The organism is Luteimonas gilva, from assembly GCF_005239095.1.
Taxonomy (GTDB): domain Bacteria; phylum Pseudomonadota; class Gammaproteobacteria; order Xanthomonadales; family Xanthomonadaceae; genus Luteimonas_C; species Luteimonas_C gilva.
The window spans coordinates 478372-491686 of sequence record NZ_SZUA01000003.1 but is presented as its reverse complement, the minus strand read 5'-3'; the positions used below and the strand labels follow the sequence as shown (position 1 = coordinate 491686).

The window sequence follows — 13315 nt, the reverse complement described above, 5'->3', positions numbered from 1 at the left end:
GCCAGGGAGAGGGTTCGGCTTTTCGGCGCAATGCCGCGAGTGGAGAAAAAGCACTCGCTCCGCTCGTCCCTCTCCTGCCTTTCGGGCATCCCGCTCTGTGCCCGGCTCCGCAAGGGGAGGAATAGCGCACCGCAGCGTTCCGAGCGCCTACCGCGCCGCGCAACGGCCCTTAACGACGCACCGGGTATCATGTGGCCTTTCGCCGCCCCACGAGTCCGCGATGACCCTCGCCGCGCAATTCGAAATCGAATACCTGCAATACCTCACTCCGGAAGGCAAGCTGCAAGGCAAGCTGCCGCCGGCGGTGGCCGATGCGGAAGCGTTGCTGCCGCTGTTCAAGCAGATGCTGTTCGTGCGTACCTTCGATACCAAATCGATCGCGCTGCAGCGCACCGGCAAGCTCGGCACCTATGCCGCGTGCCTCGGCCACGAGGCCACCCACGTCGGCATCGGCGCGTCGATGCGCCCCGAAGACGTGTTCGCGCCCAGCTACCGCGAATACGGCGCGCAGTTCATGCGCGGCGTGAAGCCGCGCGAAGTGCTGATGTACTGGGGCGGCGACGAACGCGGCAACGATTTCTCCGGGCCGAAGAACGATTACCCGTGGTGCGTGCCGATCGCGACGCAGTGCCTGATGGCGGCCGGCGCGGCGCTGTCGTTCAAGCTGCGCAAGCAGGACCGCGTGGCGGTGTCGTGCTGCGGCGACGGCGGTTCTTCCAAAACCGATTTCTACGCCGCGCTCAATTCCGCCGGCGCTTACAAGCTGCCGCTGGTGCTGTGCGTGATCAACAACGGCTGGGCGATCTCGGTGCCGCGTTCGGCCCAGACCGGCGCCCAGACGCTGGCGCAGAAAGGCATCGCCGGCGGCTTGTACTGCCTGCAAGTGGACGGCAACGATTTGATCGCCGTGCTCGAAGGCATGCGCCGCGCCTACGAACGCGCGCGCAAGGGCGAAGGCGGCACCGTGATCGAATTCATGACCTACCGCCTGCACGACCACACCACCGCCGACGACGCGCGCCGCTACCGCAGCGACGACGAAGTCAAAGCGGCCTGGACGCGCGAACCGATCGCCCGCCTGCGCACCTGGCTCACGGCCGAAAAGGTTTGGGACGAGGCGCAGGAAAAAGCCTGGCTCGAGGAATGCGGCCGCCTGGTCGACATCGAGATCAACGCCTATCTGGAAACCGCGGTGCAGCCGGTCGAGGCGATGTTCGACTACTTGTACGCCGACCCGCCGCCGGACCTGCTCGAACAGCGCGCCGCGGCGATCGCATTGGAGAAGCGCGCATGAACGAGACCGCCACTAAGACTTCAACGGCCCCCTCGTCGGCTGCCGCTGTCGGGGCTGAAGCCCCTCCCACAAAGGCAGCGTCGACCGCGATCACCTTGATCGAAGCGATCACCCAGGCCCTGGCCTACGAAATGCGCCACGACGACAGCGTCGTCGTGCTCGGCGAAGACGTCGGCGTCAACGGCGGCGTGTTCCGCGCCACCGCCGGCCTGTCGCAAACCTTCGGCACCGAGCGCGTGCTCGACACGCCGCTGGACGAAACCACCATCGCCGGCCTCACCGTCGGCATGGCTTCGCAAGGCATGAAGCCGGTGGCCGAAGCGCAGTTCGACGGCTTCATGTATCCGATGGTCGACTTCATCGTCTGCCACGCCGCGCGCATGCGCTACCGCACTCGCGGCCGTCTGAGCTGCCCGATGGTGCTGCGCGTGCCGTGGGGCGGCGGAATCCGCGCGCCGGAGCATCATTCCGAAGCCAACGAAGCGATCTTCACCAACGTGCCGGGTCTGCGCGTGGTGCTGCCGTCGTCGCCGGCGCGCGCTTACGGTCTGCTGCTGGCCGCGATCCGCGATCCGGATCCGGTGATCTTCATGGAACCCAAACGCATCTACCGCCAGTACAAAGAAATCGTGGCCGACGACGGCGAGGCTTTGCCGCTGGACGTGTGCTACGTGCTGCGCGACGGCAGCGACGTGACCCTGGTCACCTGGGGCGCGCAGGTAAAGGAAACCCTGGAAGCCGCGGACAAGCTGGCCGGCGAAGGCATCAGCGCCGAAGTGATCGACGTGGCCACGCTCAAGCCGTTGGACTTCGCCACCATCGCCGAATCGGTGGCCAAGACCGGCCGCTGCGTGATCGTGCACGAAGCCGCGAAAACCGCCGGCTTCGGCGCCGAGATCGCCGCGCGCCTCGCCGAGGAATCGATGTTCGACCTGGTGTCTCCGGTCGAGCGCGTCACCGGTTACGACACCCACATTCCGCTGTTCCGCTTGGAAATGAAATACCTGCCCAGCGTCGACAAGATCGTCGCCGCGGCTAAGCGCGCGTTGGCGGCGGGATGAGCGGCGCGCCGACGTGAAACGCGCCCGCGTCGTCGCCCAGCATCGCGCCCCGGATCGCCCGGCGATCCGGATCGCGCCGGGCGACCAAGTGACGCTGGGCGAACGCGACAACGATTGGCCGCAGTTCGTCTGGACGACCTTGGCCAGCGGCTTGGGCGGCTGGATCCCGTCGGTGCTGTTCGACCGCGACATGGGCCTGGCCACCGCGCAGCGGGATTACGATACGCAGGAGCTGGACGCTGACATCGGCCAGATCCTGACTTTGCATCACGAGCTCGCCGATTGGTGGTGGGCAGAGAACGAACGCGGCGCGAGCGGATGGATACCCGCGCGCGCCATCGACATCATCGACTGACCGTTTCAGAGGACCGCATGGCCGACAAGAAATCCTTCCTCCTGCCTGACCTCGGCGAAGGCCTGCCCGACGCGACCGTCGTCGAGTGGTTCGTCAAAGTCGGCGATACGATCAAGCTCGACGAGCCGCTGGTGTCGATGGAAACCGCGAAGGCCGTGGTAGAAGTGCCCTCGCCCGTGTCGGGCAAAGTGCTGAAGCTGGCCGGCGGCGCGGGCGACGTGATCGTCACCGGCACGATGCTGGCCGAATTCGAGGTCGATCCGAATCTGCCGCAGCGCGCGGAAGGCCAGGACACCGGTCACCATCACGGTCCGTCGAAAGGCACGGGCAGCCAGGCGCCGAGCGACGGCGACAAGGTGGTCGCATCCGACGAAGGCGGCGAAATCGCCGAAACCGGCAAGCCTGCGCCCAAAGCCAAGTCCGAAGAACGCGAAGACAGCGGCACGGTCGTCGGCGCGATGCAGAGCTCCGATGCGGTGCGCAGCGAGCAAGCGGTCGCGGTCGGCGGCGTGAAGGCGATGCCCGCCGTGCGCGCGCAGGCGCGCAAGCTGGGCGTGGACATCGCGCGCGTGCGCGGCACCGGCGCCGACGGCGTGGTGACGATGGACGACGTGAAGCGCGCCGCCGCCGACGGCAGCGCGAAACCCGGCGCAGCACCTGTGGGAGGGGGTTTAGCCCCGACTCGGGCCAGCGTCGGGGCTGAAGCCTCTCCCGCAGCAGCGGCGCGCACTGCGCTCTCCGCGTCGGGCAAGCCGATGCGCACCCAACCGCCGTCGGTCAGCGTCACCGGCCAACCCGAACAGTTGAAGGGCGTGCGCCGCAACATGGCGCGAGTGATGGCCGATGCGCACGCCAAAGTCGTGCCGACCACGCTCAGCGACGACGCCGACATCCACGCCTGGACGCCCGGCAACGACGTCACCGGCCGCCTGGTGCGCGCCATCGTCGCGGCGTGCAAAGGGGTGCCGGCGCTGAACGCCTGGTTCGACGGCGACAAGCTGACCCGCACCCTGCATCCGCACGTCGACATCGGCATCGCGGTCGACACCGACGACGGATTGTTCGTGCCCGCGCTGCGCAACGCCGACGTGCTCGACGCGCGCGGCGTGCGCCAGGCGATCAATCGCCTGCGCGCGCAAGTCGAAGACCGCAGCATTCCAGCTTCCGAGCTCAGCGGCTATACGATCTCGTTGTCGAACTTCGGCATGTTCGCCGGCCGCTACGCGACGCCGGTGATCGTGCCGCCAACGGTGGCGATCGTCGCCGCCGGCCGCGGCCGGCACCAGATCACGCCGGTGATCGGCGGGTTCGAATCGCACAAGGTGATTCCGCTGTCGCTGACGTTCGACCACCGCGCCTGCACCGGCGGCGAGGCGGCGCGGTTCCTGAAGGCGATGCTGGACGATCTGGCCTTGCCGCAGTGAACACGCTGCGCGTGTTCAGCCCGAAGTTCGCTTCGCAAACTTCGGGCCCGCTAGGTGCTTCCATACCCCATTCGCGCCTGCGGCCCGAATCGCCCCTAACTAAGGGGCTCTTAAGCACGGCGACCCGAACGCCGTAAGGAGTACGCGATGGCGCACCGCAGCCGTTTGGCCGGCTTCATCATCGACTGCAACACCGGCGATCTGGACGCCGCGGCCGATTTCTGGGCCGGTGCGCTCGGCATGCGCATCGCCGAACGCCATGCCGGCGACGACACGGCCGAATACCAGCAGTTCGCCGATACGCCGTACGGCCTCGATGCCGAAGTGCAGAAGGTCGAGCACCCGTCGCGGGTGCACCTGGACATCGAAGCGGACGACATCGACGCCGAAGCCGAGCGTTTGGAAAAGCTGGGCGCGAAGAAGGTCGCTTTCGTCAAGCGCTGGTGGGTGATGGAAGCGCCGACCGGGCAGCGGTTCTGCATCGTGCGCATGAAGCATCCCGAACTCGGCGCGGCACCGAACGTCTGGTGAGCTTTGTAGAGTCGAGCCTGCTCGACTGCTTTCCCAGAATCCGAGCTTCCGCATCAAAAAAAGCAGTCGAGCAGGCTCGACTCTACAAAGATCGATATCCAAGGAGCGTTCCATGCACCGCAGCCGCCTCAGCACCCTCGTCGTCGATTGCCAAACCGACGATCTCGACGCCGCCGTCGCCTTCTGGAGCGCGGCGCTGGGCAAGCGGGTCAAGAGCGCCGACGTGGACGGCGACGGCCTCTACGCGGAATTCGAAGCGGCCGACGACGAGCCGATCGTCCTGCTGCAGAAAGTCGAGCACCCTTCGCGCGTGCACCTGGACATCGAAAGCGACGACATCGACGCCGAAGCCGCGCGCCTGGAGAAGCTCGGCGCGAAGAAGATCGGCTTCGTCAAGCGCTGGTGGGTGATGGAAGCGCCGACCGGGCACCGTTTCTGCATCGTGCGGCCGCAGCGCGAGAGCTTCGGGCCGCATACTAATACTTGGGAAGATTGAGCCCTGAAAGGTGGCCGAGTGGAGCGAAGCGATACCCGGGGTCGCCATCTTTCATGGAGCGGAGCGTCCCGGTTATCCATTCGCTCGACCCGGGCTACACCCGCTCAAAACCGCTGCGTATCGTCCGCGATCACCCGGTTGCGGCCGGCCGCCTTGGCCCGGTATAGGGCCTGATCGGCGCGCTCGAACACCCGTTCCGGCGCTTCGCCGGCGGCGTGGCTGCGGGCGATGCCGATCGACACGGTCACCGGGAACGGCAAAGGTTCCAGGGTCACGTTCTCGCGAATCCGCTCGGCGATTTCGAACGCGCCGGCCAGATGGGTGCCCAACAGCACCAATAGGAATTCCTCGCCGCCGTAGCGCACGGCGATATCGCCCTTGCGCTTGGACACGGCGATCACGCCGGCCACCGCGCGCAAGACTTCGTCGCCGATCAAATGGCCGTAGCGGTCGTTGACTTGCTTGAAGTGGTCGATGTCCACCACGGCCAGCGTGTAGTCGCCGGAGCGCAGCCGATCCTGCGCCTCGGGCCGCGTGCGCAGTTCGTCCAAGGCGGCGCGGTTGAGCAGTCCGGTGAGCGGGTCGCGGCTGACCGCGCGTTGCAGGTCGTCGTGGCGGCGCTGCAGATCGGCGCGATCGGTTTCCAAGCGTTCGGCCTCGGCCAGGCGCTGCTGCAGGATGTCGCCCTGGCGCACCATCATCCGGCGCAGTTCGAACAAGTGCTGCACTTGGCGCGCCAGCGCGGCCAAGCCGCGGCGTTGGCGCTCGTCGAGCGTGCGCGGCGCATGGTCCAGCACGCAGACCGTGCCCAGCGCATGGCCTTCCGGGCTCGTCAGCGGCATACCCGCGTAGAAGCGCAAGGCCTTGCCGGCGGCGTCTTGCGGCCGCATCGGCGTGCGCGCGTCCTTGTGCAGGTCGCGCACCTCCAACATTTCATACGGCGTGCGGATGGCGACGTCGCAAACCGCTTCGCTGCGCGGGGTCTGGCGCACGCCGAAGCCGCGGCTGGCCTTGAACCATTGGCGGCCGCTGTCGATCAGGGTGACGCTCGCGACCGGCGCATCGCAGATGGCGCAGGCCAATTCGACGATGTCGTCGTAGGCCTGTTCCGGTTCGCTGTCGAGCAGGCCGTAACCGTCCAGCGCGATCAAGCGTTCGCTTTCGCGCAACTCCTCTTCGCTGTCGGCCAGCATCGTGTTCATGCCTGAGTCCCGCCTCCGATCGGGCACCCGGGCAAATTGGCAAAAGCCGCATCCAGTTTCTGTGCAGGACTGCGCGGTTTCCGGGTTCGGACCTAGCTGCGGTTCAGGTTCCGGGCCAGCCAACGCCGGCGCAGGCCGAAAGCCGCACTCAGCACAGCCAGGAAGGCGCCGTACGCCACCGAAGTGGCCAGGATCTGCGGCCACATGCCGCCGTAGCTGGTATCGGCGTTGCGATAGCCCCAATGCATGGTCAGCACGAAGGCGGCCAGCGACGCGGCCAGCGCTAAGACGTCGAAGGCGCGGCGCGCGCCGTGGCGCGGCTGGCGCGGATAGAGCCAATACAGCACGCCCAGGATGAGCAGCCAGGGCAGGAACAGGATCAGCGCCAGGTTGAGGGTGACCAGCGGGCTCATCAGGCGTCGGCTTCCACCAAGGCCGCGACCGCGGCCAGCACTTCTTCCAGCGCCGCATCCTCGGCCAATTTGCCGATCAGCTCCTGGCCCAGATGCACGCCTTCGCCGGCAGCGTGATGCAACAACGATCCGCCTTCGCGCTTGAGCTGCGCGATGCGCGCGCCGGCGTCCTTGGGCGAATCGAAGCCGATGCTCTGCAGCAGCGTGCGTTCGCCTTGCACCAATTTGAAGTAGAAACGGCCGTCGTTTTCGCGGTATTGCTTGAGTTGCGGCGCCGCGGCCTTGGCGGCGGACGCCTTCTTCGCCCACTGCGCCGTGCGCGACAAATCGCGCAACCCGACCGCTTCGCGCAGTTCGCCCAACAGCGGCGTCGCATAGGCTTCGCGCACTCGGCGCGCGCCGTCGCGCAATTGCTCTTCGATCCGCTGCGGCGCGGCGATCAAACTTTCATAGCGCTCGCGCAGCGGCGCGATTTCGGCATCGATCCGCTCAAACAACTTCTGCTTGGCGTCGCCCCAGCCGATGCCGTCGGCATAGGCCTGACGCATCGCCGCGGTTTCTTCCGCGCCGGCGAAAGCCTGGTACAGCTGGAACACGTTGGAGCCGCCGGGATCCTTGGCTTCGCCGGGCGCCTTGGAATCGGTGACGATGGAGAAGATCAGCTTCTTCAACTCCTCGCGCGAGGCCGACAACGGAATCACGTTGTCGTAGCTCTTGGACATCTTGCGGCCGTCGAGCCCCGGCAAGGTCGCCACGTGCTCTTCGATCACCGCTTCGGGCAAGGCGAAAAACTCTTTGCCGGCCGGTTCGCCGTACAGATGGTTGAAGCGCTGCCCGAAATCGCGCGCCATTTCGATGTGCTGCACCTGGTCGCGGCCGACCGGGACTTTGTTCGCGTTGAACACCAGGATGTCCGCGGCCATCAGCACCGGATACATGAAAAGCCCGGCGGTGATCGCCGCATCGTCGTCCTCGCCCTCGGCGCGGTTCTTGTCGACCGCCGCTTTATAGGCGTGGGCGCGGTTGAGGATCCCTTTGCCGGCCACGCAAGTGAGCAGCCAAGTCAGTTCGGGGATTTCCGGGATGTCGGACTGGCGGTAGAACCAGACGTGTGCCGGATCCAAGCCCGCGGCGAGCCAGGCCGCGGCGATTTCCAGGGTCGAACGCTGCACGCGTTCGGGCGACTGCAGCTTGATCAGGCTGTGCAGGTCGGCCAGGAAGTAGAAGCTTTCCACGCCGGCCTGGCGGCTGGCGGCTACCGCCGGGCGGATCGCGCCGACGTAATTGCCCAGGTGCGGCGTGCCGGACGTGGTGATGCCGGTCAGGACCCGGGTTTTGCGGGATTTCGGATCGTTCATCCCGCCAGTTTACCGGCTTCAGCCGCGAGCTCTTCCCTGCACTGCCGGTCGAGGTCGAAAAGCTCGCGGCTGAAGCCGCTCCCGCAAAAAGCGGCAACCCCGTTCCCTGCCCCTACCCGTTCGTTCTCTTGCCCACCCCGGAGACGAACCATGTTGCGCAAATCGCTGTTGTTGAGCGCCGCCCTGGCCGCGGCCGCCGCTACCGCCTGCCAGCCCGCTTCGGCGCGCTCGCTGGTCGACATCGACCTGATCGATCGCGACGCCGGCCGATGGCTGCCCGAGTACCCGCACCACGGCCGCACTTACGTGCCCGGCGAACCGGGCCACCGCTACGCCGTGCGCTTGACCAACACCACCGGCGAACGCCTGCTGGTGGTGCTGTCGGTGGACGGCGTCAACGCCGTGGACGGACGCACCGCGCATCCGTCGCAGGCCGGTTATGTGCTGGGGCCGTGGCAGAGCACCGAGATCGCCGGCTGGCGCAAATCGATGGACGACGTGGCCCAGTTCTATTTCACCGATCTGCCGGACAGCTATGCGGCGCGCACCGGGCGGCCGGACAACGTCGGTGTGATCGGCATCGCCGTGTTCCGCGAATCGCAGCCGCGCTATTACCAGCCGCCGTATTCGCCGCCGCGTCCTTATCCGGACTACCCGCGCGGACTGGACGAAGCCCGCGCCAAGAGTTCCAACGCGCCGGCCGCCGCCGAGCGCGAAGCTTCGGCCGCGGCGGACGCGTCGTCGTCGCGCCGGGAGATGGCCCAGCAGCAGATCGGCACCGGCCACGGCGCGCGCGAATGGGCGCCGGTGAGCAGCACCGAATTCGTCCGCGCCAGTTCGCGGCCGACCCAAGTCACGCAGCTCCGCTACGACGCGCTGGACAGCCTGGTGGCGATGGGCGTGCTGCCGCCGCCCTACCGCTATTGGGGCGGCGACGAGCCGCGCGCGTTTCCGGGCGCTTTCGTGCCGGATCCGCCGAACGGCTGATGTCCGTCCGACAATCCGACATGAAAGAAGAGGCCGGCGAATGCCGGCCTCTTTCGTTCTGTCCGCGGGGGAGTAAAGAATCAGTTCAGGGTCTTCTCGAAATCGCTAACTTCGCGTTCGGCGCGATCGCGATCCCAGCCGTACTGTTCCTGCAGCTTGCCGGCGAGATATTTGCTGTCGCCTGCGGCGACGTCGAACACGTCGTCCGTCAATTCGCCCCATTTGGCTTGGGCCTGGCCTTTGAGCTGCGTCCACTTGCCCGCAATGATGTCCTTGTTCATGTTTTTCACCTCGACTGCACGGCGAATTCGCCGCGTAGCAAGTATCCGCCTGTCCACCTTCAAGCAAGATCAAGATTGCGTTGCGATTCGTTATTCGCCTGAACGGTTACGTTTCTTCTCGGCTTTAAACCGTCAGTCCGCGCAGGATGGATCGGCTCCTTTCGCGCCGATCGAAAAAGCAAAGCCGCTGAGGCGCGATCGCAAAAAAACGGGCCGGATCGCTCCGGCCCGTTTCGTATCGCGTCGGCGATGCGATCAGTCGGCGCCTTTCTCGTCGGCCTTCTGCTCGATCTTCTCGCCGGCCTTCTGAACGTCCTGGCCCGCGCCTTTCATCGTGTTGCAGGCGCTGAGCGCGCCGACCGAGAACATGGCCAGCAACATCACTGCAATCAAACGCTTCATGGATATCTCCTCGGTGGATGGTGGGACCGGCGCGGTGTCCGCCGCCGCCGGCGTATGGAACCGCACTCCGGCGTGAAGGCCGTGTGCAGCCACCGGGATTCTTCGCCGCTCCGGCGCAACGCGCAATGAACGGCCCGCGGCCGCTCAGTCGCGCATGAGCGTCGACTTTCCGAACAGGCTTTCGACCAGATCGACCGCCAGTTCGGCCGTGCGGTTGTGGCTGTCGAGCGCGGGATTGAGTTCCATGATGTCCAGCGAGCCCATCCGCCCGCTGTCGGCGATCATCTCCATCACCAACTGCGCTTCGCGATAGTTCGGTCCGCCCGGTACCGTGGTGCCGACGCCGGGGGCGATGCTCGGGTCGAGGAAGTCCACATCGAAACTGACGTGCAGATGGGTGTCCGCGTCCACGCCGTCCAAGGCCGCTTCCATCGTGCGCTTCATGCCGACTTCGTCGATGTAGCGCATGTCGTACACGTCCAGGCCGTACTGCTTGATCAGCCGCTTTTCGGGCGGATCGACCGAACGGATGCCGATCTGGCGGATCTGGTCGGGCCGCATCGCCGGCACGTGGCCGCCGAGGCCGGTCAGCACGTCGGGGCCGAGCCCGCAAGCGCAGGCCACCGGCATGCCGTGGATGTTGCCGGACGGGGTGACCTCGTGGGTGTTGAAATCCGAATGCGCGTCCAGCCACAGCACGCGCAGCTTCTTGCCGGTTTCGCGGCAATGGCGCGCGACCGCGCTCAAGGAGCCGATCGCCAGGCAATGGTCGCCGCCGAGCAGGATCGGCAGGCGCCCGGCGCGGAATTCGTCGCTCAGCGCATCCATCACCGCGCGGTTCCAGGCCAGCACTTCGTTCAAATGGCGATAACCGTCCACCGGCGGCAACCAGGGATTGCGCGGGCCGACGATATCGCCGCGATCGATCACGTCCACGCCGCGCGAGCTCAAGGCCGCGCCGATGCCGGCGATGCGCAAGGCCTCCGGGCCCATGCTGGCGCCGCGGTGGCCGGCGCCGATGTCGGTCGGCGCGCCGATCAGGGATACCGGCGGATAGCGGGAATTCATCGGCATGTTCCTTGCGGGTCGCCGCGAATGATAGGTCGTGGGCGCTGGACCGGCAAAAAAAACGGCTGTGCGTAGGCATTTTCCTACCCCGCTACGGGCAGAGGCCCGACTGCTTCCGGCTGCGAGCGGCGACATCCTGGCCCGGCTGGCGCGTGCGCTACCGCTCAATTCCCCTGGGTCGGTCATCCAATCGCACGAAAGGGGTCGCAGGGACAGCGACCCCGCCAGCCTCGTCCCGGTTTTCTATTTCAGCCTCAACCGCGCTTGCGATTGTCTTCCGCTTGCCAGCTGCGCTCTTCCTGGGTCCGTTGTTCGCGCTTTTCGTCGCGGCGCTGATCGCTTTCGCGCTCGTTGCCGTTCGGGTTCTTGTCGTCTTTGGCCATGGCCGTGCTCCGATGTTCGCCTCGAAGTTATCCCGGCCGCGGTGAGCGCTATGTGGAACGGCGCTGAACGGGACTAAGCGACCATCGCGTCTTGGGGCAAGCGTATCGACAGCGCGCGTTCGCCCGTCTGTTCCCAATGCCAACCCAGGCGTTCGGCCAAGCGCCCGGTCAAGGTCAGCGCATAGCCGCGATCGCCGCGTTGGCTCGGCGGCGCGGCGACCGGAGCGGGACGCGCGCCTTCGCCGACGAAAGCCAGGGAAAGTTCGGCGCCGTCCAAACGCATCGCCAACCGGCCTGGTTCTTCGGGCGGCAGGATGCGGCGGATCAGCCCGCGCAACAGCAACAGGCTTTCGTGGCGCGGCAAGCGCAAACTCCCCGCCGCGTCGATCGAAACCGGCGGCGCTTGCGCATCCGCAGCCGCGGATGCCGACACCGCTTCCTGCAGCAACTCGCGCGCATCCAGCACCTCGGGGACCGGCTCGCGGCGCCGGGCCAAGCCCAACAACACGTCCAGCAGATCGGTCAGCTCCTGCATGCCGCGATCCAGCCGGCGCAAGCGCAGACGCGTGCCCGCATCGGTTTGCGATCCGTCCAGCAATACCTCGGCGGTGCCGCGCACGACCGCCACCGGCGTGCGCAACTCGTGGCTCGCGTCGGCGAAGAAGATGCGTTCGTTCGCATCGGCTTCGACCAGGCGCGCTTGGTAGCGGTCGATCGCGCTGGCCAAGCGGCCGAGTTCGTCGTGGCTCACCGATTCGGCCAGCGCGGTCGGCTGCGGTTGCGTGGGCAGCGCGTCGACCGCTTTGGCCAAGCGCGCTACCGGCGCCACGGTGCCCGCCGAGAATACCCAACCCAACCAGCCCGCCAGCGCGGTGCCGAACACGACCATGCCCGCCAGAAACCAGGCCAAGGCTTGCTCGAGCTGTTCGATGTCGCGCAAATCCATCACGAACACCAGCCGTCCGACGTCCGTGTCGAATACGCCGACGTGGATGCCGTCGACGTCCTCGCTTTCCGATTCGTGGAACCCGGGCGAAAGGCCCGCGTAGACGACCGGTATGTCGCTGCGCCCGGAAAGATCGCGCCGATACCCGCTCAGCCGATGGGTTTGCGGCAACGGCAACGCGGGGTCGGCGACCAAACGCAAGCTGTAGTCTTCGGCCTGGCCGCGAAGGACTTCTTCGATCAGTATCGCCTCGTACCGGTCGGCCGTGTATACCACCGCCGCCGCGAACATCAGGCTCAGCATCAACCCGAGCACGGTGCAGGCGATCAGCACGCGGCGGCGCAAGGGCAGATTCGCGGCGAACGTCATGAGGGCGACAACCGGTAACCGATGCCGCGCACCGATTGGATCATCTGTTGCGCGAACGGCCGGTCCAGCAAGGCGCGCAGCTCGTACAGGTGCGTGTGCAGCGAAGCGATGTCGCCTTCTTCGTCGCCCCAGGCCGCGCGCATAAGCGCGGCGTGCGGGATCACCGCGGGCGAGTCGCGCATAAGCGCCAGCAAAATCGCGCCTTGGGTGCGGGTCAACGCCACGGTGCGTCCTTCGCGCGTGGCCAGCATCGACTTCGGATCGTAGCTCAGCGCACCGATCGCCAAAGGCATCCCCGCGCTCGGCTGCGCGCGCCGGCGCAAGGCGCGGATGCGCGCCTCGAGCTCGCGCATCGCGAACGGCTTCACCATGTAGTCGTCCGCGCCCTCCGCGTAGCCGCGCAACTTGTCGTCGAGCGTGTCGCGCGCGGTCAGCATCAGCACCGGCACGCCGCGGCCGGCTTCGCGCAGGCGCCGGCACAGGTCCAGGCCGTCGAGCCGCGGCAAGCCCAAGTCGAGCACGATCACATCGAAGCCGCCGGACAGCGCATGCGCCAGGCCGGTTTCGCCGTCGGCCGCGTGATCGACCGTGTAGCCGCGCCGCTCCAGGAAATCCCAGAGATTGGCGGCGATGTCGCGCTGGTCCTCGACGATCAGCACGCGCACGCCGCGGCCGGGTTGCGCTTCGGGGACGGCATTGGCGGAGGGTTGTGCGTTCATGTCGTTCACGCGATCGGCGGGAGCCG

At 66.8% G+C, this 13315-nt stretch carries 16 protein-coding genes; 7 read left to right on the top strand and 9 right to left on the bottom strand.

What is annotated here, in order from left to right; translation table 11 throughout:
• Nucleotides 1-220: 220 nt before the first annotated feature.
• The 6 genes from pdhA to FCE95_RS16005 all read left to right on the top strand — a co-directional run bounded on the left by pdhA (nt 221) and on the right by FCE95_RS16005 (nt 5161).
• A complete protein-coding gene (pdhA, locus tag FCE95_RS16030; RefSeq protein ID WP_137268037.1) occupies nt 221-1294 on the top strand; it encodes a pyruvate dehydrogenase (acetyl-transferring) E1 component subunit alpha in 1074 nt (357 codons plus the stop codon).
• Complete coding sequence (locus FCE95_RS16025) at nt 1291-2355, top strand: alpha-ketoacid dehydrogenase subunit beta (RefSeq protein WP_137268036.1); 1065 nt, start codon at nt 1291-1293, stop codon at nt 2353-2355. Before pdhA ends, FCE95_RS16025 begins: the two co-directional genes overlap by 4 nt.
• A 13-nt stretch (nt 2356-2368) precedes the next feature.
• Nucleotides 2369-2710 carry an SH3 domain-containing protein gene (locus tag FCE95_RS16020; protein WP_137268035.1) on the top strand — a complete coding sequence of 114 codons (342 nt, stop codon included), beginning with the start codon at nt 2369-2371 and terminating at the stop codon, nt 2708-2710.
• A 17-nt stretch (nt 2711-2727) separates the two neighbouring features.
• Nucleotides 2728-4134: a dihydrolipoamide acetyltransferase family protein gene (locus tag FCE95_RS16015; RefSeq protein ID WP_137268034.1), complete on the top strand. Its 1407-nt coding sequence runs from the start codon at nt 2728-2730 to the stop codon at nt 4132-4134.
• 147 nt (nt 4135-4281) lie between these two features.
• The gene (locus tag FCE95_RS16010) at nt 4282-4665 is read left to right on the top strand and encodes a VOC family protein (protein ID WP_137268033.1); all 384 of its coding nucleotides are present in this window, start codon (nt 4282-4284) and stop codon (nt 4663-4665) included.
• A gap of 112 nt (nt 4666-4777) precedes the next feature.
• Complete coding sequence (locus FCE95_RS16005; RefSeq protein ID WP_137268032.1) at nt 4778-5161, top strand: VOC family protein; 384 nt, start codon at nt 4778-4780, stop codon at nt 5159-5161.
• A 104-nt stretch (nt 5162-5265) separates the two neighbouring features.
• On the opposite strand, the gene FCE95_RS16000 is transcribed toward FCE95_RS16005, so the two are convergent.
• From FCE95_RS16000 to FCE95_RS15990, 3 genes are all read right to left on the bottom strand, one after another.
• Nucleotides 5266-6363, bottom strand: a complete 1098-nt coding sequence (locus FCE95_RS16000) for a sensor domain-containing diguanylate cyclase (RefSeq protein ID WP_137268031.1) — start codon at nt 6361-6363, stop codon at nt 5266-5268.
• 92 nt (nt 6364-6455) lie between these two features.
• Nucleotides 6456-6776: a hypothetical protein gene (locus tag FCE95_RS15995; RefSeq protein WP_137268030.1), complete on the bottom strand. Its 321-nt coding sequence runs from the start codon at nt 6774-6776 to the stop codon at nt 6456-6458.
• Nucleotides 6776-8134: a tryptophan--tRNA ligase gene (locus tag FCE95_RS15990; protein ID WP_137268029.1), complete on the bottom strand. Its 1359-nt coding sequence runs from the start codon at nt 8132-8134 to the stop codon at nt 6776-6778. Before FCE95_RS15990 ends, FCE95_RS15995 begins: the two co-directional genes overlap by 1 nt.
• Nucleotides 8135-8284: 150 nt before the next feature.
• On the opposite strand from FCE95_RS15990, the gene FCE95_RS15985 reads away from it, so the two are divergent.
• Nucleotides 8285-9121 carry a hypothetical protein gene (locus tag FCE95_RS15985; RefSeq protein WP_137268028.1) on the top strand — a complete coding sequence of 279 codons (837 nt, stop codon included), beginning with the start codon at nt 8285-8287 and terminating at the stop codon, nt 9119-9121.
• An 80-nt stretch (nt 9122-9201) separates the two neighbouring features.
• Here the strand turns inward: FCE95_RS15985 and FCE95_RS15980 are convergent, their stop codons facing one another.
• The 6 genes from FCE95_RS15980 to FCE95_RS15960 form a co-directional block, all read right to left on the bottom strand.
• Nucleotides 9202-9402, bottom strand: coding sequence for a CsbD family protein (locus FCE95_RS15980; RefSeq protein WP_137268027.1), 201 nt, complete (start codon nt 9400-9402; stop codon nt 9202-9204).
• A 255-nt stretch (nt 9403-9657) separates the two neighbouring features.
• Nucleotides 9658-9804, bottom strand: a complete 147-nt coding sequence (locus FCE95_RS15975) for an entericidin A/B family lipoprotein (protein ID WP_137268026.1) — start codon at nt 9802-9804, stop codon at nt 9658-9660.
• 144 nt (nt 9805-9948) lie between these two features.
• Nucleotides 9949-10872 carry an arginase gene (gene rocF, locus FCE95_RS15970; protein ID WP_137268025.1) on the bottom strand — a complete coding sequence of 308 codons (924 nt, stop codon included), beginning with the start codon at nt 10870-10872 and terminating at the stop codon, nt 9949-9951.
• 254 nt (nt 10873-11126) lie between these two features.
• Nucleotides 11127-11255 (bottom strand): hypothetical protein, encoded by a 129-nt coding sequence (locus tag FCE95_RS17400; protein WP_262982811.1) that lies wholly within the window; start codon nt 11253-11255, stop codon nt 11127-11129.
• Between the two features lie 73 nt (nt 11256-11328).
• A complete protein-coding gene (locus FCE95_RS15965) occupies nt 11329-12570 on the bottom strand; it encodes a histidine kinase dimerization/phospho-acceptor domain-containing protein (protein ID WP_137268024.1) in 1242 nt (413 codons plus the stop codon).
• Nucleotides 12567-13235, bottom strand: coding sequence for a response regulator transcription factor (locus tag FCE95_RS15960; protein ID WP_189644826.1), 669 nt, complete (start codon nt 13233-13235; stop codon nt 12567-12569). Before FCE95_RS15960 ends, FCE95_RS15965 begins: the two co-directional genes overlap by 4 nt.
• Nucleotides 13236-13315 lie beyond the last annotated feature (80 nt).

What these genes read in the sequence shown, in the direction of transcription:
- pdhA (WP_137268037.1), top strand. Translation starts at nt 221, where the DNA reads ATGACCCTCGCCGCGCAATTCGAAATCGAATACCTGCAATACCTCACT.
- FCE95_RS16025 (WP_137268036.1), top strand. Translation starts at nt 1,291, where the DNA reads ATGAACGAGACCGCCACTAAGACTTCAACGGCCCCCTCGTCGGCTGCC.
- FCE95_RS16015 (WP_137268034.1), top strand. Translation starts at nt 2,728, where the DNA reads ATGGCCGACAAGAAATCCTTCCTCCTGCCTGACCTCGGCGAAGGCCTG.
- FCE95_RS16010 (WP_137268033.1), top strand. Translation starts at nt 4,282, where the DNA reads ATGGCGCACCGCAGCCGTTTGGCCGGCTTCATCATCGACTGCAACACC.
- FCE95_RS16005 (WP_137268032.1), top strand. Translation starts at nt 4,778, where the DNA reads ATGCACCGCAGCCGCCTCAGCACCCTCGTCGTCGATTGCCAAACCGAC.
- FCE95_RS16000 (WP_137268031.1), bottom strand. Translation starts at nt 6,363, where the DNA reads ATGAACACGATGCTGGCCGACAGCGAAGAGGAGTTGCGCGAAAGCGAA.
- FCE95_RS15995 (WP_137268030.1), bottom strand. Translation starts at nt 6,776, where the DNA reads ATGAGCCCGCTGGTCACCCTCAACCTGGCGCTGATCCTGTTCCTGCCC.
- FCE95_RS15990 (WP_137268029.1), bottom strand. Translation starts at nt 8,134, where the DNA reads ATGAACGATCCGAAATCCCGCAAAACCCGGGTCCTGACCGGCATCACC.
- FCE95_RS15985 (WP_137268028.1), top strand. Translation starts at nt 8,285, where the DNA reads ATGTTGCGCAAATCGCTGTTGTTGAGCGCCGCCCTGGCCGCGGCCGCC.
- FCE95_RS15980 (WP_137268027.1), bottom strand. Translation starts at nt 9,402, where the DNA reads ATGAACAAGGACATCATTGCGGGCAAGTGGACGCAGCTCAAAGGCCAG.
- FCE95_RS15975 (WP_137268026.1), bottom strand. Translation starts at nt 9,804, where the DNA reads ATGAAGCGTTTGATTGCAGTGATGTTGCTGGCCATGTTCTCGGTCGGC.
- rocF (WP_137268025.1), bottom strand. Translation starts at nt 10,872, where the DNA reads ATGAATTCCCGCTATCCGCCGGTATCCCTGATCGGCGCGCCGACCGAC.
- FCE95_RS17400 (WP_262982811.1), bottom strand. Translation starts at nt 11,255, where the DNA reads ATGGCCAAAGACGACAAGAACCCGAACGGCAACGAGCGCGAAAGCGAT.
- FCE95_RS15965 (WP_137268024.1), bottom strand. Translation starts at nt 12,570, where the DNA reads ATGACGTTCGCCGCGAATCTGCCCTTGCGCCGCCGCGTGCTGATCGCC.